This window comes from Streptomyces sp. NPDC047453, from assembly GCF_040643155.1.
In the GTDB taxonomy this organism is placed as follows: Bacteria; Actinomycetota; Actinomycetes; order Streptomycetales; family Streptomycetaceae; genus Streptomyces.
Window position 1 is genome coordinate 1 of record NZ_JBEYTS010000109.1, and the last position, 16,661, is coordinate 16,661.

The 16,661-nt window shown below is 73.1% G+C and carries 15 protein-coding genes and 1 pseudogene; 3 read left to right on the forward strand and 13 right to left on the reverse strand.

Annotated elements, in window-relative coordinates:
- Positions 1-30: 30 nt before the first annotated feature.
- From ABZ818_RS39780 to ABZ818_RS39805, 6 genes are all read right to left on the reverse strand, one after another.
- Positions 31-432 (reverse strand): (2Fe-2S) ferredoxin domain-containing protein, encoded by a 402-nt coding sequence (locus ABZ818_RS39780; protein ID WP_361426341.1) that lies wholly within the window; start codon positions 430-432, stop codon positions 31-33.
- A complete protein-coding gene (locus ABZ818_RS39785) occupies positions 429-1,454 on the reverse strand; it encodes a hypothetical protein (protein WP_361426344.1) in 1,026 nt (341 codons plus the stop codon). The genes ABZ818_RS39780 and ABZ818_RS39785 overlap by 4 nt, the downstream gene beginning before the upstream one ends.
- On the reverse strand, positions 1,451-2,500 hold the full coding sequence (locus ABZ818_RS39790; protein ID WP_361426347.1) for a GTP-binding protein: 1,050 nt from the start codon (positions 2,498-2,500) through the stop codon (positions 1,451-1,453). The genes ABZ818_RS39785 and ABZ818_RS39790 overlap by 4 nt, the downstream gene beginning before the upstream one ends.
- A gap of 9 nt (positions 2,501-2,509) precedes the next feature.
- Positions 2,510-2,719, reverse strand: coding sequence for a hypothetical protein (locus tag ABZ818_RS39795; protein ID WP_361426350.1), 210 nt, complete (start codon positions 2,717-2,719; stop codon positions 2,510-2,512).
- A gap of 8 nt (positions 2,720-2,727) precedes the next feature.
- The gene (locus tag ABZ818_RS39800; RefSeq protein WP_361426353.1) at positions 2,728-3,207 is read right to left on the reverse strand and encodes a Fur family transcriptional regulator; all 480 of its coding nucleotides are present in this window, start codon (positions 3,205-3,207) and stop codon (positions 2,728-2,730) included.
- Between the two features lie 206 nt (positions 3,208-3,413).
- Positions 3,414-5,390 carry a heavy metal translocating P-type ATPase gene (locus ABZ818_RS39805; protein ID WP_361426356.1) on the reverse strand — a complete coding sequence of 659 codons (1,977 nt, stop codon included), beginning with the start codon at positions 5,388-5,390 and terminating at the stop codon, positions 3,414-3,416.
- A 96-nt stretch (positions 5,391-5,486) separates the two neighbouring features.
- On the opposite strand from ABZ818_RS39805, the gene ABZ818_RS39810 reads away from it, so the two are divergent.
- A complete protein-coding gene (locus tag ABZ818_RS39810) occupies positions 5,487-5,885 on the forward strand; it encodes a metalloregulator ArsR/SmtB family transcription factor (protein WP_361426359.1) in 399 nt (132 codons plus the stop codon).
- On the opposite strand, the pseudogene ABZ818_RS39815 reads toward ABZ818_RS39810, so the two are convergent.
- From ABZ818_RS39815 to ABZ818_RS39830, 4 genes and pseudogenes are all read right to left on the reverse strand, one after another.
- Positions 5,827-6,110, reverse strand: a pseudogene (locus ABZ818_RS39815) (hypothetical protein); the annotation flags it as partial. The gene ABZ818_RS39810 and the pseudogene ABZ818_RS39815 sit on opposite strands and share 59 nt — an antisense overlap.
- Before the next feature lie 340 nt (positions 6,111-6,450).
- Complete coding sequence (locus ABZ818_RS39820) at positions 6,451-7,269, reverse strand: rhomboid family intramembrane serine protease (protein ID WP_361426362.1); 819 nt, start codon at positions 7,267-7,269, stop codon at positions 6,451-6,453.
- Between the two features lie 110 nt (positions 7,270-7,379).
- The gene (locus ABZ818_RS39825; protein ID WP_361426365.1) at positions 7,380-8,789 is read right to left on the reverse strand and encodes an FAD-dependent oxidoreductase; all 1,410 of its coding nucleotides are present in this window, start codon (positions 8,787-8,789) and stop codon (positions 7,380-7,382) included.
- A 78-nt stretch (positions 8,790-8,867) separates the two neighbouring features.
- On the reverse strand, positions 8,868-9,860 hold the full coding sequence (locus tag ABZ818_RS39830) for a DUF4349 domain-containing protein (RefSeq protein WP_361426368.1): 993 nt from the start codon (positions 9,858-9,860) through the stop codon (positions 8,868-8,870).
- Between the two features lie 160 nt (positions 9,861-10,020).
- Between ABZ818_RS39830 and hemG the strand changes: the two genes are divergently transcribed.
- Together hemG and hemQ are read left to right on the forward strand one after the other, a co-directional pair.
- On the forward strand, positions 10,021-11,475 hold the full coding sequence (gene hemG / locus ABZ818_RS39835) for a protoporphyrinogen oxidase (protein WP_361426370.1): 1,455 nt from the start codon (positions 10,021-10,023) through the stop codon (positions 11,473-11,475).
- 4 nt (positions 11,476-11,479) lie between these two features.
- On the forward strand, positions 11,480-12,211 hold the full coding sequence (gene hemQ / locus ABZ818_RS39840) for a hydrogen peroxide-dependent heme synthase (protein WP_361426374.1): 732 nt from the start codon (positions 11,480-11,482) through the stop codon (positions 12,209-12,211).
- Between the two features lie 42 nt (positions 12,212-12,253).
- On the opposite strand, the gene ABZ818_RS39845 is transcribed toward hemQ, so the two are convergent.
- The 3 genes from ABZ818_RS39845 to ABZ818_RS39855 all read right to left on the reverse strand — a co-directional run bounded on the left by ABZ818_RS39845 (position 12,254) and on the right by ABZ818_RS39855 (position 16,424).
- Positions 12,254-13,912 (reverse strand): alpha/beta hydrolase, encoded by a 1,659-nt coding sequence (locus ABZ818_RS39845; protein WP_361426377.1) that lies wholly within the window; start codon positions 13,910-13,912, stop codon positions 12,254-12,256.
- A gap of 214 nt (positions 13,913-14,126) precedes the next feature.
- Positions 14,127-14,936, reverse strand: a complete 810-nt coding sequence (locus ABZ818_RS39850; RefSeq protein ID WP_361426380.1) for a TIGR04222 domain-containing membrane protein — start codon at positions 14,934-14,936, stop codon at positions 14,127-14,129.
- Between the two features lie 117 nt (positions 14,937-15,053).
- Positions 15,054-16,424, reverse strand: coding sequence for a DUF692 domain-containing protein (locus ABZ818_RS39855; protein ID WP_361426383.1), 1,371 nt, complete (start codon positions 16,422-16,424; stop codon positions 15,054-15,056).
- Positions 16,425-16,661 lie beyond the last annotated feature (237 nt).

Here is a 16,661-nt window from a genome sequence, read left to right on the forward strand (position 1 = left end):
GCGAGGATGTCGCGGCCGCCCGGCTCGACGTCATCGGCGTGCACGGGCGCGGGCCTCGCGCGGTGGGCGGATGAGCTGGAGCGCCAGGGTGGCGGGCGGTTCGGCGATGCCGGGTCCGCCCGACTGCGCCCAGCGCAGCAGGTCGTCGGTGCAGTCGTCGTCCATCGCGAAGCCCACCCAGACGGCGCGTCCCCCGGCCCGGCGCCCGGCGGTCGACGGCTGGACGACGATGACGTTGGCCTGGTCGCAGGGGCCGAGGCAGTCCGTCGTGCGGACCTGGAAGCCGCCTTCCGCCGCGCCGGCGCGCAGCCGGTCCAGTTGCCAGGCGTGGTCGGTGCCGGGGTGCTTGCGCGGGTTGCCGCAGCAGCAGCCCCGGCACACGACGAGGGTGCAGGGCCGGGGAGCGGCCGCCCGGATCACGGACCGGTTCACAGCGCGGTCCGGGACGGCACGCCGTACGTCCGGATCCGGCCGTCCCGCCACGCGACGGCCAGCAGGTGGGGGCCTGCCCAGGCCAGCGCCGCGACCGCCGCACCGGTGCCGTCGAGCTCGCGCACCGGCCGCAGGCGCGCCTGCGGCCGTCCGGCCGTGGCGTACCACAGGGCTACGGTCCCGTCGGCGCCGCCGCTGGCGAGGTGCCCGGCGGCACCCGGCCGCCAGGCGAGCGCGGTGACTGTCTCGTGGCAGCGCAGCGAGCGCGGTGCCGTGCCTTCCGGGCCTTTGCCGGAGAAGTCCCACACGGTCACGTCGGGTGCGCCGTCGGCGGCCAGCCAGAAGCCGGTGTCGTCGAAGGCGAGGCGGGAGACCTTCTCCGGGTAACCGGACATGGTCAGCTCGCCGCCGTCGCGAGCTCTCCAGATGTGGATGGAGGCGTCCTGGTTGCCGCTGCAGATCCACTTCCCGGTGGGTGCGATGGCGAGCGCGAGGTGCGAACCGACGTAGGGGTAGGTGGCGACCGGCTTCTCGGTGTGCCGCTCGTGGCAGCGCACGGCCCCGTACGCCGCCACGGCCAGGCGCCGCCCCTGGCGCATCCAGGCGAGGTCGGTGATCGTGGAGGCGGCGGGCTCCGTGCGCCACAACTCGTCTCCCTCTGCGTCGAGTACGAGCGCGTGACGGCCGGAGGCGACCGCGACTCGTGCGCCGTCGGCCCAGGCGGCGGCGGCCGACCAGGCACCGGACTCCCGCACCGTCGTACGCCCGTCGGAGCGGCGCCACAGTGCGTAACCCATGGGGCCGGTCGCCACCAGGTGCCCGGCATCCGGGGAGAGCGCGATCGTGAGTGCACCTCCGGGAAGGGCGAACGACCCGATCGCGGCGCCCATTGCCGCGTCGAGGACCTTCACGGTCCCCTCGGCCCCCGCGACGGCGACCAGATCGCCCCGTGCGCTGAGCGCGACGGGTGCGTCGTCGACGCCGACCTCCCAGACGAGCGGGGACTGAACCGTCGTACTCACGCGGCCGCTCCCGCCGTGGCCAGGCAGTCGGCGAAGCCGCGTTCGAGGGCCTCGCGGTCGAGGTCGCGGCCGATGAACACCATCTTGTTCGTGCGGGCTTCCCCCTCCCGCCAGTCGCGTCCGAAGGTGCCGTCCAACAGCATGTGCACGCCCTGGAAGACGTACTGCTTGGGCGCTCCGGCGACGGCGAGGATGCCCTTGGAGCGGAAGAGGTCGACGCCCTTGGTGCGCAGCAGGTTGCCGAGCCAGGCGTTGAGCCGGTCCTCATCGAGCTCGCCGTCCAGTTCGATGCCGACCGAGGTGACGGTGGTGTCGTGCTGGTGCTCGGTCTCGGTGAGGAAGGAGGGGTCGTCGGCGAGCACCCGCTCCAGGTCGAACGCGCCTACGTCGAGAACCTGGTGGAGGTCGACCGCGGCGTGCTGGGCGCGCAGGATCTGCACCGGGGCGTTGATCGACCGTACGCGGGCCTCGACCTCGGCGATCGTCTCCTCGTCGGCCAGGTCGGTCTTGTTGAGCACGACCCGGTCGGCGAAGGCGATCTGCTCGACGGCCTCGTTCTCCACGCCCTCGGGCTTCACCTCGTCCAGGTGTTGGAGCACGTGTGCGGCGTCCACGAGCGTGACGATGGCGTCCAGACGCAGCTGGGAGGCGATCTCGTCGTCCATGAAGAAGGTCTGGGCGACCGGCGCCGGATCGGCCAGTCCGGTGGTCTCGATGAGGATGTGGTCGAACTTCTCGCGCCGGCGCATCAGGGCGCCGAGGATGCGGATGAGGTCTCCGCGCACGGTGCAGCAGATGCAGCCGTTGTTCATCTCGAAGATCTCCTCCTCGGCGTCGAGGACGAGGGCGTCGTCGATGCCGACCTCGCCGAACTCGTTCTCGATGACGGCGATCCTGAGGCCGTGGTTCTCGGTGAGGATGCGGTTGAGCAGGGTGGTCTTGCCGGAGCCGAGGAAGCCGGTCAGGACGGTGACGGGGACCCTCCCCCAGTCTCGGCTTCGCTCGACCGGGGGCACCCCCACGTCGCGGGGTTCCGGGGTGGTCAAGTCAGTCTCCTAGTCGTGCTGTTCAGGGGTGAGCAGGGCGGCGCGCAGGTCGTCCTCGGTGATCTGGTCAGCGGAGCGGCGCAGGGTCCAGCGGCGGGCCTCGCCCTCCATCGGCAGCACGGCGACGACCGTCTCCAGCGGCGGGCAGTCCGGTTCGGTGCAGGCGAGCTGGCGGACCATGACGGCGGTGTCGTCGTCGAGTCCGAGCAGGGCGCGCACGGTTTCCTTCAGCGCGCGCAGCTGCGGACTCGGCCCCGGGGGTCCGGGGCGCGATCCCAGTGGCATGGCGGTTCTTCTCCTTCGTCCCCGGACGGCCGGCATCCGCCGTCTGTGCGGGGCAGACAGTCGGCGCAGACGCCGGTGAGTTCGACGGTGTGCTCGACCGCGGCGAAGCCGGTGTCGGCGGCGATCCGGCCCGCCCATTCCTCGACGACCTCGGAGTCCACCGGCCGACTGCGGCCGCAGTCACGGCACATCAGGTAGTGACGGTGCCCGTCGGCGGGGCGCAGCCGGTAGAGCCGCCCGCCCGTCTCGTCGCGGACGACGTCCACGCCGCCGTCCGCCTCCAGCTCACGTAGGGCGCGGTAGACGGTGGTCAGGCCGATCGCGTGGTCGTCGGCCACCAGAAGGGCGTACAACTCCTGGGCCGACACGAAGTCCTGGCAGCCCGTGAGTGCGCGCGTGACCGCCTTGCGCTGCCGTGTCATCCGGCCGCCCATGGCACATCACTCCCAACGGCTCGTGCGAAGTCGGCGTTTTCCACCGTAGATGGAAATGAAATCCATGTCCATATGAATCGTCGATCATGTGTCGCCGGGTGACGCCTCCCGCGGGTAGAAGTGCCGTCGAAGCGGTCGGACGGCAACGGCCCGCTGCACCAGCGACTGGTGCGGCGGGCCGTGGGCGCAACGGGTCAGCGGCAGCCCTCCTCGCGGGCCCGGGTCCAGGCGGCCTCGCGCAGCAGCCGCAGGCCGTTGAGGCCGACGATGACGGTCGAGCCCTCGTGGCCGAGGACGCCGAGCGGCAGGGGGAGGGTGGCGGCCAGGTCCCAGACGACCAGGCCGGAGATGAACACGGCGGCGATGACCAGGTTCTGTACGACCAGGCGGCGGGCCCGGCGGGAGAGGGCCACCACGGCGGGCACGGTGGCCAGTTCGTCGCGGACGATCACCGCGTCGGCGGTCTCCAGGGCCAGGTCGGAGCCGGCCCGGCCCATGGCGATGCCGGTGTGGGCGGCGGCCAGGGCGGGCGCGTCGTTGACGCCGTCGCCGACGACCAGGACCTTGCGGCCGGCCTGCTCCAGTTCCCTGACCGCGGCCACCTTGTCCTGCGGCAGCAGTCCGGCCCGGACGTCGGTGATGCCGACCTCGGCGGCCAGGCGGGCGGCGGCGCGGGGATTGTCGCCCGTGACCAGCGTCGGCGCGGTGCCGGTGAGCGCGGCGAGCGAGGCGACGGTGGCGGCGGCGTCCGGCCGCAGTCGGTCGGCGATGCCCAGAACTCCGGCCGGCGCGCCGTCGGCCACCACCAGGACCGCAGTGCGCCCGCCATCCTCCAACTCGGCGACGACGGCGGCGTGCCCGCCCTCGGCGCCGGACAGCAGCCGGGCAGGGGCGCCGACCATGATCTTGCGGCCGTTGACGGTGGCGGTGACCCCGACACCAGGGTTGGAGGTGAAGTCCTCCGCGACGGGCAGGGCGAGACCACGGGCGCGGGCGGCGTCCACGACGGCGCGGGCCAGCGGGTGCTCGCTGGGGTGCTCGGCCGCCGCCGCCAGGACCAGCAACTCCTCCTCGTTCACGCCGGAGCCGGGCAGTGGCCGGATGTCGGTCACGCGCGGCGTGCCCTCGGTGAGCGTGCCGGTCTTGTCCAGGGCGACCGCGTCGACCTGGCCCAGGCGCTCCATCACCACGGCGGACTTCACCAGCACTCCGTGCCGCCCGGCATTCGCGATCGCGGACAGCAGCGGCGGCATGGTCGCCAGCACCACCGCGCACGGCGAGGCGACGATCATGAAGGTCATGGCCCGCAGCAGCGAGTCGGTCAGCGCGGCGCCGAACGCGAGCGGCACCGCGAACACGGCCAGCGTGGCCGCCACCATGCCGATCGAATAGCGCTGTTCGACCTTCTCGATGAACAGCTGGGTCGGAGCCTTGGTCTCGGACGCCTCTTCGACCATCTGCACGATCCGGGCGATCACCGAGTCGGCGGCGTCCCGTTCGACCTTGATGCGGAGTGCGCCGGTGCCGTTGAGGGTGCCGGCGAACACCTCGTCGCCGGATTCCTTCGCGACGGGCAGCGGTTCGCCGGTGATGGTGGCCTGGTCCACCTCACTCGCCCCGTCCAGCACCCGGCCGTCGGCGCCGATCCGCTCGCCGGGCCGCACCAGGACGGTGTCGCCGACGGCGAGGTCGGCGGTGGGCACGGTCTCCTCGGTGCCGTCGTCGAGCAGCCGGGTCGCGGTGGCCGGAGCCAGGTCGAGCAGGCCGCGCACCGAGTCGGCGGTGCGCGCGGTGGCCAGGGCCTCCAGCGCGCCGGAGGTCGCGAAGATGACGATCAGCAGCGCACCGTCCATCACCTGGCCCACGGCCGCCGCACCCAGTGCCGCCACGATCATCAGCAGGTCGACGTCAAGGGTCTTCTCCCGCAGCGCCCGCAGTCCGGCCAGCGCGGGCTCCCAGCCGCCGGCGGCGTACGCGAGCGCGTACAACACACCCCAGGACCAGGCGGGCGCGCCGGTCAGCTGCAGCGGGAGCGCGAGCAGGAACAGCGCCGTGGCCGCCGCGGCCCAACGGACCTCGGGCAGCGCGAAGACCCGGGTCCGTCGCGGTGGGGCGGCATCCGGGCGCGCGGTCGCAGCCGGCGCGGGCCGCTCGGTCAGAGTGAAGGACATGACGAAGAACCCTTCGAGAGGGCGGGGCGGATCGACTCAATCACCATACACGTACATATGAAGAGCTGTTCAAGTGTTACTTGTATGATGGCTGCCATGGGCCATGGAGCAGCTCCTGCCAAAGACCCCGTCCCGCGCACTCGCCTGGACGCGGACAGCGCCGCCCGGGTGGCCACCACCCTCCAGGCCCTGGCCACCCCCTCCCGGTTGTTGATCCTCTCCCGCCTGCGGGAAGGCCCCTGCGCTGCCACCGAACTCGCCACCGAGGTCGGCATGGAACAGTCCGCCTGCTCGCACCAGCTGCGCCTCCTGCGCAACCTCGGCCTGGTCGTCGGCCGCCGCCAGGGCCGCTCGGTGATCTACGCGCTCTACGACAACCACGTCGCCGAACTCCTCGACCAGGCCGTCTACCACATCGAGCACCTGCGCCTCGGGCTCAGCGACGCCATGGACGCGGACCGCTCGGAGGACGCCACGCTCGGCGTGACTCGCTGATCAAGGGCACGGTCAGCGGTTTGGGTGGAAGACCTGGACGGCGGCACGCTGATGCCGGGCCGAAAGCGCCGGCGGCAGTGATGGCCCGGCGGTAGGTGTGGTCGACGATGTCCCCCGCGGCGAGGACTCCCGGGATGTTCGTCTGAGTCGAGGGCGCGGCGACCTTGAGGTAACCGTCGTCTTCCAGGCGAGTTGCGCCTTGAACAGCTCCGCGCGCGGGTCGTGGCAACACCCAGGTGGAACGTTCCGCGCCGCCTCGTGATGCGGCCTCTCCGGCTTGGGGTGCCGGGGGGTCTGTCGAGCTCGGCTGTGAGCCCCTGGGGGCCTCCACTCCGAGCCGTGATGGATGGTGCTCGATGTGACTTTGTGGAGGTGCTCCTCGCCTGGCAGGGCGTCAGGGAAGTCGGCAATGGGTCAGCGTGAGCCCTGCCGGAGGCTCAAGAATCCGGCAAAACATGCAGGTGGTTGAATAGTTCAACAACCGACAGCCAGCCCGGGAATGCAAACGTTGCTCATGTAAACCCATCGGGGTTTCCTTGGGCTTCCTGGCTCTTGGTGGGTGGCCCTACCAGGCGCGTCGCGTCTGCCGTCCGAAGAGGATGCTGCGCGGTTCGGGGGGTGGGGGAGTGCCAGGCTTGAGGGGCCAGGCGAGCACCATGCCCGCGATGAAGCCGACCACGTGGGCCGCGTAGGCCACGGTGCCCGCCTCGGCGACGGCCTGGCCGGAGGAGTAGAACGCCTGGAGCACGAACCAGAAGCCCAGTACCACCCAGGCCGGCAGCCGCAGCGGCAGGAAGATCAGGAAGGGCACGAGCACCCACACGCGCGCCCTGGGATACAGCACCAGGTAGGCGCCCAGGACGCCCGCGATCGCCCCCGACGCGCCGATCAGGGGCTCACTGGAGGCCGCGTTGAGCAGCGCGAAGCCGTACCCGGCCGCGTAGCCGCAGACGACGTAGAACAGCAGGTACCGCAGGTGGCCCATGCGGTCCTCGATGTTGTTGCCGAAGATGAGGAGGAACAGCATGTTGCCCAGCAGGTGCAGCCAGCTGCCGTGCAGGAACATCGCCGTGAGGACCGACAGCACGGGCGACTTGTCGTAGGCGGGCGGCCCCACCACGCAGCCCGGGCCGTGCGGGCCCACCCCGACGGCGCCCGTCGGGACCAGCGACGGCAACTGATGGTGGATCAACTCTCTGGGCACCAGCGCGTACTGCTCCGTGAAGGCCTGGAGATGGCACAGCTGCGCCAGCGTGCTGCTGCCCGTGAACGACCCGGAGATGCCGGGGGTGCGCAGGAACACGACGAAGTTCGCGGCGATCAGGGCGTACGTCACCCACGGGGTGCGTCGCGCCGGGTTCACATCATGGACGGGAATGACCACAGAAAAGTTCTGCCCGCGATGCGCTCGCCGAACCGGCGAACGCCGCCGTCCGCGTAGCCGCCGTCCGCGTACACGTATGCCCAAAACGGGAGACCCTGGCCGGCCAGGGCTCACGCCATGCTGTCACGGACCTTCGCCGCGGCCTTCCGGGCCGCCACCAGCACCGGATCCCACACCGGGGAGAACGGTGGCGCGTAGCCCAGGTCCAGGGCCGTCATCTGCTCCACCGTCAGGCCGGCCGTGAGGGCGACCGCGGCGATGTCGACCCGCTTCGCCGCGCCCTCACGGCCGACGATCTGCACGCCCAGCAGGCGGCCGGTGCGGCGTTCGGCGATCATCTTGACGGTCATCGGGGAGGCGCCGGGGTAGTAGCCCGCGCGGCTGGTCGACTCGACGGTGACCGTCTCGAACTTCAGGCCCGCCCGGCGGGCGTCCTTCTCGCGCAACCCGGTGCGCGCGATCTCCAGGTCGCACACCTTGCTCACCGCGGTGCCGACCACGCCCGGGAAGGTGGCGTAGCCGCCGGCCGCGTTGGTGCCGATGATCTGGCCGTGCTTGTTGGCGTGAGTGCCCAGCGGGACGTGGCGCAGTTGTCCGGAGACCAGGTCCAGGACCTCCACGCAGTCGCCGCCGGCCCAGATGTTCTCGTGGCCGCGCACCCGCATCGCCCGGTCGGTGAGCAGCCCGCCGCGCGCGCCGAGCGGGAGTCCGGCCGCCCGCGCGAGCGCGGTCTCCGGGCGTACCCCGATGCCCAGCACGACCACGTCCGCCGGGTACTCTGCGTCCGCGGTCGCCACCGCCCGGACCCGGCCGTCGTCCCCGGTGAGCACCTTGGTCACCTCGGCGTCGTCGACCATGGTGATGCCCAGGCCCGACATGGCCCGGTGCACCAGGCGGCCCATGTCGGGGTCGAGCGTGGACATCGGCTCCCGGCCGCGGTTGACGACCGTCACCTCGTAGCCGCGCTTGATGAGCGACTCGGCCATCTCCACCCCGATGTAGCCGGCCCCGATCACCACCGCCCGGCGGCCACGCGCGCGTGCGAGGCTGTCCAGCAGGGCCTGCCCGTCGTCGAGGGTCTGCACCCCGTGCACGCCGGGCGCGTCGGCGCTGGGCATGTCGGGCCGGACGGGGCGGGCCCCGGTCGCGATCACGAGCTTGTCGTACGACGTCCAGGACTCCGCGCCGGAATCGACGTCCCGCGCGCGCACGCGGCCGGCGGCCACGTCGATCTCCGTCACCTCCGTGCGCATCCGCAGGTCGATGCCCCGCGCGCGGTGCTCCTCGGGCGTGCGGGCGATCAGCAGGTCCCGCTCGCCGACGTCGCCGCCCACCCAGTACGGGATGCCGCACGCCGAGAACGAGGTGAAGTGGCCGCGTTCGAACGCCACGATCTCCAGCTCGTCCGGCCCGCGCAGCCGTCGTGCCTGCGACGCCGCGGACATCCCCGCGGCGTCGCCGCCGATCACGACAAGGCGTTCCTTGGTACCCCGGGCATCCCGCGCAGCGCTCACGTCCATGCGAACACGCTACGGGGACGGGGCGTCCCAGTCCCGAGGTCGTCCCAGTCCTGAGGCCGATCCAGCCCTGAAGCCGTCTCAGTCCTGGGGGTCCGGTTGGCCGCCGGGCTTCCCGGCCGGGTCCGCGGGCGCCTGCCGGGAGTCCGGCACCGCGCCCAGCGCGGTCATGGTGGGCGTCGCGGCGGCGGGGCGCCGGGGCAGCCGCGGCCGTACGACCCACAGCCACAGCGCCGCGAGGAGAGCCGCCGCCGCGGCGAACGGGAGGAGCGCCCCGATGGCCAGGGCGATCCAGCGGAGCCCGGTGACGAACACGTGCCAGCCGCCCGCCAGCGCGTCCACGAACCCGGGCTCGTCGTCCTCGGCGACCACCGGCGCGGCCGGGGTCCGGGACAGCGACAGCGTGATGGTGGCCAGGCTGGTGCGGTCCTTCAGCGACGACTGCTGGGCCAGCAGCGCCTCCAGGTCGGACTCGCGGCGGCTCAACTCGCCCTCCAGGCTGACCACGTCGCTGAGCCGCGTGGCCCGGTCCATCAGCTCGCGCACCCGCGCCACACTCGCGCGCTGCGACTTGATACGGCTGTCCACGTCGACGACCTGGTCGGTGACGTCCTGCGCCTTCGCCGTGCGCTCGATCAGCTTGCCGGTGCCCTCCAGACCGCTGAGGACCTCGTCGTACCTGTCGGCGGGCACGCGCAGCACCACGCGCGTGCGTTCGTGGCCGTCCTCGTCGCGGCTGGTGCTCTCGTCGCCGACGTAGCCCCCGGCGTTCTCGACGGTGGTGCGGGCCGTGTCGAGGGCCTTCGGTACGTCCTTGACCTGCACGGTGAGCGAGGCGGTGCGGATGATGTGGCTCGCGCCGATCCGGGGCGGCGCGGTGGCCCTCGCCTTGGAAGCCGTGCCGCGGCCGCTGTCCGCCGCGCCCTTCTGGTCCTCGCCGCCGGCCGCGGCCGCGGCGGACTTGGTGGAGGAGTCGTTGCTGCCGCCCGCGCTGCACCCCGTGAGCGCGAGGGCGGTGGCGAGCAGGAGCCCGGCCAGGGCGGAAGCGGGCCGGACGGAACGTCGCGTGCGCATGTGGCATACCCCCGAGGGTCTTCTTGACCAATGACGCTTCTTCGACTCCCGAGCCGCGCGAGACGTTGGCCGAAAACGGTTCCGATGCGGTCACGTTCATGACTCGGGCCGGACACCGGGGCGCGGGAGCGGCGTCGGAGCGGTCTGAGAGAGTGGGCTCATGAGCGCAACGGGTACGGGCACGGGCCATGTCGTCGTCATCGGGGCCGGGATCGCGGGGCTGGCGGCCGCGCACCGGCTGTTGCAGCGCGGGGCGCGGGTGACCGTGCTGGAGGCGGCGGAACGGCTCGGCGGCAAGCTGCTGCCGGGCGAGATCGCGGGCGTCCGCGTCGACCTGGGCGCCGAGTCGATGCTGGCCCGCCGGCCCGAGGCCGTGACCCTCGCGCGCGAGACGGGACTCGCCGGTCACCTCCAGCCGCCCGCCACGGCGAGCGCCTCCATCTGGACCCGCGACGCCCTGCGGCCCATGCCGAAGGGACACGTCATGGGCGTCCCCGGCACCGCCTCCGCGCTGGCCGGCGTGCTGTCCGAGGAGGGCCTCGCCCGCATCGGGCGCGACAATGAGCTGCCCCGCACGGAGGTCGGCGACGACGTGGCGGTCGGCGAGTACGTGGCCGCACGCCTGGGCCGCGAGGTCGTCGACCGGCTGGTCGAGCCCCTGCTCGGCGGGGTCTACGCCGGCGACGCCTACCGCATCTCGATGCGCTCGGCCGTCCCCCAGCTCTTCCGGGCCGCGCAGACCCACGACTCGCTGCTGGAAGGGGTCCGCGAGATCCAGGCCGCGGCGGCCGCCGCACAGCAGACCGGGCCGGTGTTCATGGGCGTCGAGGGCGGTGTGGGCCGGCTGCCGCTCGCGGTCGCGGAGTCGGTGCGGGCCCGCGGCGGCGAGATCCTGACCGGGACCCCCGTGACGGAGCTGCGCCGGCAGGACCGTACGTCCTGGCGGGTGGCCGCCGGTGACCGCGTGCTGCATGCCGACGCGGTGGTCGTCGCCGTGCCCGCGCCCGCCGCCGCCGGGCTGTTGCGCGCCGAGTCCCCGGAGGCCGCCGCCGAGCTGCGGGCCGTCGAGTACGCCTCCATGGCCCTGATCACCCTCGCCTACCGCCGCGCCGGCACCGCCCTGCCCGAGGGCAGCGGCTTCCTGGTGCCCCCCGTCGACGGCCGCACCATCAAGGCGTCCACCTTCGCCTCCCAGAAGTGGGGCTGGATCGCCGAAGAGAACCCGGACGTGGTCGTGCTGCGCACCTCCGTGGGGCGGTACGGCGAGACGGAGATCCTCCAGCGCGAGGACGCCGACCTCGTCGAGGTCTCCCGGCACGACCTGCGCGAGGCGACCGGCCTGGACGCCGCGCCCCTGGAGACCCGCGTCACCCGCTGGACCGACGGCCTGCCCCAGTACCCCGTCGGCCACCACGCGCGCGTGGCCCGCATCCGTGAGCACGTCGGCAAGCTGCCCGGTCTTGCGGTGTGCGGCGCGGTGTACGACGGGGTGGGCATCCCTGCGTGCGTCGCGAGCGCGTACGCGGCCGTGGACCAGCTGGAAGGCGATCTGCGCGCCGTGCGGGAGCTGACCGCGGACCCGGTGCAGAGTCTGCACGGCGGAGCGGGAGAATAGCCTCATGAGTGACGACGCCCCCACCACCGAGACCGGCAGGATCCCGAACAAGGGCAAGCTGGCCAAGGACCTCAACGAGGTCATCCGCTACACGCTGTGGTCCGTCTTCAAGCTGAAGGATCTGCTTCCGGAGGACCGCGCGGGCTACGCGGACGAGGTCCAGGAGCTGTTCGACCAGCTCGCCGCCAAGGACGTGACCATCCGCGGCACGTACGACCTCTCGGGCCTGCGTGCCGACGCCGACCTCATGATCTGGTGGCACGCCGAGACCAGCGACCAGCTCCAGGAGGCGTACAACCTCTTCCGCCGCACGAGGCTCGGCCGCGCGCTGGAGCCGGTGTGGTCGAACATGGCGCTGCACCGTCCCGCCGAGTTCAACCGCTCGCACATCCCGGCGTTCCTCGCCGACGAGACGCCGCGCGACTACGTCAGCGTCTACCCCTTCGTGCGCTCCTACGACTGGTACCTGCTGCCCGACGAGGAACGCCGCCGCATGCTCGCCGACCACGGCAAGATGGCCCGGGGCTACCCGGACGTGCGGGCCAACACGGTCGCGTCCTTCTCCCTCGGCGACTACGAGTGGGTCCTCGCCTTCGAGGCCGACGAGCTGCACCGCATCGTCGACCTCATGCGGCACCTGCGCGCCTCGGAGGCCCGCAGGCACGTCCGCGAGGAGATCCCGTTCTTCACCGGGCGGCGCAAGGACATCGCCGAGCTGGTGGCGGGTCTGGCCTGACAGCCGGCCGGGTCCCGGGGCCGGCCCCGGGACCCGGCTTGGTCAGCGGGTGGCGGCGGGCCGGCCGGTGGCGTTCTTCAGGGCCTCGCGCAGTTGGCGAGCCCGGGACTCGTGGAAGGTCGGGCCGTCGGGCCTCGGCTCCGCGCGCGCGGCGCACGCCGCCTGCCGCGCCGGCAGACGGCCCTGGAGCAAGTAGGCGTCCAGATACGCGTTGACGCACGCGTTCGGCCCGCCCGCGATGCCGTGCGTGCCCGCGCCCCGCTCGGTCACCAGCACCGAACCGGCCAGGCGCCGGCGCAGCTCCAGGGCACCGTCGTACGGAGCGGCCGCGTCCCGCTCGGCGGCCAGGATCAGTGTCGGCGGCAGCTCGCCCGGCCCGGTCCGCACATCCAGGGGCCGCTGCCGGGGTGCCTTCCAGTAGGCGCACGGCAGGTTCGCCCACACATTGCTCCAGGTCTCGAACGGCGCCCTCCGCGCGAGCCGGGTGTTGTCCCGGTCCCAGACCTCGAAGTCCGTCGGCCAGTCGGCGTCGTTGCACTCCACGGCCGTGTAGACCGCGTTGCCGTTCTCCGCCTCGGCGGCCCCCTCCCGGTGCGGGGCCGCCAGCGCGACCAGTGGCTTGGGGTCGCCCTTCAGATACGCCGACAGGGCCTCGGCACCGCCCGGCCAGTAGTCGTCGTAGTACCCGGCCGTCAGGAACAGGCCCTGCAACTGCCCCGGTCCCACCGAGCCGTCCGCCGGTTCGGCGGCGAGCCGCTCCCGAGCCCTGTCGTAGCTCTTCTGCACCTGCCCGGCCGTGCGACCCAGCGCGTACACGTCGTCGTGCCGGGCCGTCCACTTCCGGAAGTCCGCCCAGCGGGCCTCGAACGCGGCCGACTGGTCCAGGTTGTTGCGGTACCAGATCCGGTCCGGCGCCGGGTTCACCGCCGCGTCGAAGACCATCCGGCGCACGTGCGAGGGGAACAGCGTGGCGTACAGGGCTCCGAAGTAGGTGCCGTACGAGGCGCCCACGAACGTCAGCCGGTCCTCACCCAGCGCCGCCCGCAGCACGTCCAGGTCGCGGGCGTTGTTGAGGGAGTTGTAGTGCCGCAGCGCCTGGCCCGCGCGCCGGGCGCAGCCGTCCGCGTACGCCTTGGCCTCGGCGACGCGCTGCTCCTTGTACGCCCGTGAGGGGTGCGTCGGCGCGGGTGTGGGCGCCTTGAAGAAGCCCTTCGGGTCCTGGCAGGACAGCGGGGCCGACCGGCCCACCCCGCGCGGGGCGTAGCCGACGAGGTCGTACGCGGCGGCGACGCGCTTCCACTCCGGCAGGAGACCCATGAGCGGGAAGGAGGTGCCGTCGGCGCCGGGACCGCCCGGGTTGAACACCAGGACGCCCTGACGGGGCACTCTGCGCTTGCTGTTGTGCGGGTCCTTGTGGGTGGCCCGCACCCGGCTGACGGCGAGCCGGATCCGCTCGCCGTCGGGGTGCGTGTAGTCGAGGGGCACCACGACCGTGCCGCACTCCATGGTGCCGGGCAGGTCCCGCGCCTTCGGGCACGCGCCGAAGTCGATTCCGGCCGCTTGGGCGCGCGCCGCGGCCACGACGGTGCCGCGCAGTTCCGCCGCGGTGCCGGGAAGGCGCGCGGCGCCCGAGGCCGGGGTGCCGGCGAGGGCGGTGAGGACCAGGGACCCGGCGGCCGTCCAGACGGCGGCAGCGGTCATCGCGTATCCCTTCGGTGCACGGCAGCGACAGAAGGGATGTTTCGTTCGCCCCGTGGGGAGGGCAAGCACCGTCCCGCCGGTGTCGGCGCCGGTGCTCCCGACGCGCCCCGCGCGAGCGCTGGTGCCGGGCGCGCGCTCCGGCACGCACCGGCGCCCGTACGCCCGCATGCCTGTGCCCGTACGTCCGTTGGCCCCGGCCCGGGCCGCTCGGGGGTTACCGGTCCCGGAGGGCCCGGCCGTGCGGGGGTGTGCCGGGCGAGGGCTGGTCGCGGTGGGCGAAGGCCGCGCGCAGGTTCGGTTCGCCGATCGCGCTGATGCCGTGCACGGCCACGGAGGCCAGGTACGTACGCTCGCCACCGGTCCCGTTCACCCGCCGGTTCAGCGCGCCGAGCAGGCGCTGTCCGGCCGGGGACGCCCAACGCGAGTACGGGTGGACCTCGAAGCGGGCGATGGCCAGGCAGCTCAGGGTGAGCGCGAGCGGCAGCGCGAACCAGAGGGCGATCAGCTCGCGGGGCATTCCGGTCGGGCCGGGCAGCAGCAGCGCGGTCGTGCCCAGGGCGAGGACGGCCAGCGTGGCCGTCCGCACCCGGCGGACCCCGGCCGCGATCGTGGACGCGTCCCCGTCCGGCACGGCGAGACCGGCGCTGACGAGCCGGTCGGCGAGGCCGCGCACCGCGTCCGCGGTGGCCGCGGCCGCGCGCACCGGCGCGATCCGGGACTGTCCATCCGGGCCGATCGCCCCTATGACGGAACGCTCCATCTCGTCCCGCCCGCGCGGATCGACGACCGTCGCCCAGCCGGTGTGCGCGAGCAGCAGCCGGCGCTGGCGTGCCATGGAGACCAGGGTCAGATCGGCGACCCGCGCGGGTCCGCCCGAGAGGAACGCCGCCTCGTAGAGCGACAGATCGCGGCCCCGGCCCGCGTCCACGTCGACGGCCGCGGCGCGTACCGCGGCCAGGCACAGCCGCAGGCACGCCGAGCCCGCGAAGGCCCAGGCCAGGAGCAGGAGAAGGACCCAGAACATGACGCGTTTCTATGCCAGAGGCCTGGGAAACGCCATGCCTTGTTCGTCATCCGGACAAGGTGTTGCCAGTATGTGACGTTCCGTTTGTTTCCCGAGGCCAGGGCGTCGGGGCCGGGCTCAGCGGCGCAGCAGCACCCGCTGGGCCGCGCGGGCCACCCGTACCGCCGGACGGCGCGACCGCGGCGCCGGCCCCGAGCGGTCCAGCCACCACTCCCGCAACTCCCGCCGGACGCCCGCGTTCCGGGGCCTGCCGGCGAGCAGCAGGGACTCCGCGAACTCCAGTGCGTCCTGCCGGTAGCCCCCGGTCATCGGGTGGCACTGCGCATACGCGAGGAACGCGGTCCGGTACCCCTCGCCGAGCAGCACCGGCAGTTCGGGCGCCACCTTGGCCACGACGTCCGCCCGCTTCGCGGCCAGCGACCGCGCCTGTACGCCGATGCGCACCCGGTCGAACCCCTCCGGCGCGGGCGTCCCGGCGACGAGCGCCGACAGCAGCGAGGTCTGGGCGAGGGCGAGCCGCTGCCGCGCGGGCTCGGTGCCGCCGGCTGGCCGCGGATCCGGTCCCGGCGCACCGCGGCCGCCGGCGCCCGGTGCCTGGCCGGGACCGGAGGTGGGGGCGGGGCCGGGGCCGGGGGCGGGATCGACCGCCCGCCGGGCCGCCGTACGCCCCGACTCCACCGCTGTTCCGATGGACGCCAACTCCCGCTCCAGCTCCGCCGGTTCGGGGAAGTTCTCGTCGCGCTCCAGCAGGACCCCGGGCGGGGCGACGCGCGAGGCGAGGTCGGTCAGGATGTCGAGGACCGGCCGCGGCACCGGGTGTGCGTGGCTGTCGTGCCAGAAGCCGTCGCGTTCGAAGCCGCCCGCCACATGGACGTACGCGAGGGCTTCGAGGGGGAGTTCGGCCAGCGCTCGGGCCGGGTCCTCTCCGCGGTTCACGTGGTTGGTGTGCAGATTGGCCACGTCGATCAGCAGCCTCACGCCCGTGCGGTCGGCCAGCTCGTACAGGAACTGGCCCTCCGTCAGCTCCTCGTCCGGCCAGGCCAGCAGCGCGGCGATGTTCTCCACGGCGAGCGGCACGGGCAGTGCCTCCTGCGCGATCCGGACGTTCTCGCACAGCACGTCGAGGGCGTCGCGGGTGCGCGGCACGGGCAGCAGATGCCCGGCTTCCAGCCGCGGGGAGGCGGTCAGTACGCCGCCCGCGCGCACGAACGCGATGTGCTCGGTCACCAGCGGCGAGCCGAGCGCCTGCGCCCGCTCGGCGAGGGCGGTGAGCCGGCCCTCGTCCGGCCGGTCGGCCCCGCCGAGGCCGAGCGAGACCCCGTGCGGCACCACGGTCACCCCGCGGCGGCGCAGGCGCAGCAGTGACTCGGGAAGATGCGCGGGACACACGTTCTCGGCGACGGCCTCGACCCAGTCGACGCCCGGCATCTCCTCCACGGCGTCCGCGATCTCCGGCCGCCACCCGATCCCCGTCCCCAGCCGCTCCATCGTGGCCTCGCCCCCTCTTGCCCGCTTCCACACGGTGCACGTGACGGGGGTATGGCCCGGGCGCCGGGCCCCGAACCCCGCCGCCCGCACCTTCAGAGCAACATTTGAGCTAAGCCCCGTGGGACCTGGTGCCCCGACAGGAACTAGGGTCTGTGCCGAGTTGAGATCTTCATGTGAGGCTGCGGAGCCAGATGACCGCGCCGCGTAAGTGAAGTCCGGCGAGGTAGCTGACCGGGG

Bases quoted from the DNA above. Each gene is read 5' to 3' on its own strand.
- ABZ818_RS39800 (WP_361426353.1), bottom strand. From the start codon at position 3,207: ATGACACGGCAGCGCAAGGCGGTCACGCGCGCACTCACGGGCTGCCAG.
- ABZ818_RS39805 (WP_361426356.1), bottom strand. From the start codon at position 5,390: ATGTCCTTCACTCTGACCGAGCGGCCCGCGCCGGCTGCGACCGCGCGC.
- ABZ818_RS39810 (WP_361426359.1), top strand. From the start codon at position 5,487: ATGGGCCATGGAGCAGCTCCTGCCAAAGACCCCGTCCCGCGCACTCGC.
- ABZ818_RS39825 (WP_361426365.1), bottom strand. From the start codon at position 8,789: ATGGACGTGAGCGCTGCGCGGGATGCCCGGGGTACCAAGGAACGCCTT.
- ABZ818_RS39830 (WP_361426368.1), bottom strand. From the start codon at position 9,860: ATGCGCACGCGACGTTCCGTCCGGCCCGCTTCCGCCCTGGCCGGGCTC.
- hemG (WP_361426370.1), top strand. From the start codon at position 10,021: ATGAGCGCAACGGGTACGGGCACGGGCCATGTCGTCGTCATCGGGGCC.
- hemQ (WP_361426374.1), top strand. From the start codon at position 11,480: ATGAGTGACGACGCCCCCACCACCGAGACCGGCAGGATCCCGAACAAG.
- ABZ818_RS39845 (WP_361426377.1), bottom strand. From the start codon at position 13,912: ATGACCGCTGCCGCCGTCTGGACGGCCGCCGGGTCCCTGGTCCTCACC.
- ABZ818_RS39850 (WP_361426380.1), bottom strand. From the start codon at position 14,936: ATGTTCTGGGTCCTTCTCCTGCTCCTGGCCTGGGCCTTCGCGGGCTCG.
- ABZ818_RS39855 (WP_361426383.1), bottom strand. From the start codon at position 16,424: ATGGAGCGGCTGGGGACGGGGATCGGGTGGCGGCCGGAGATCGCGGAC.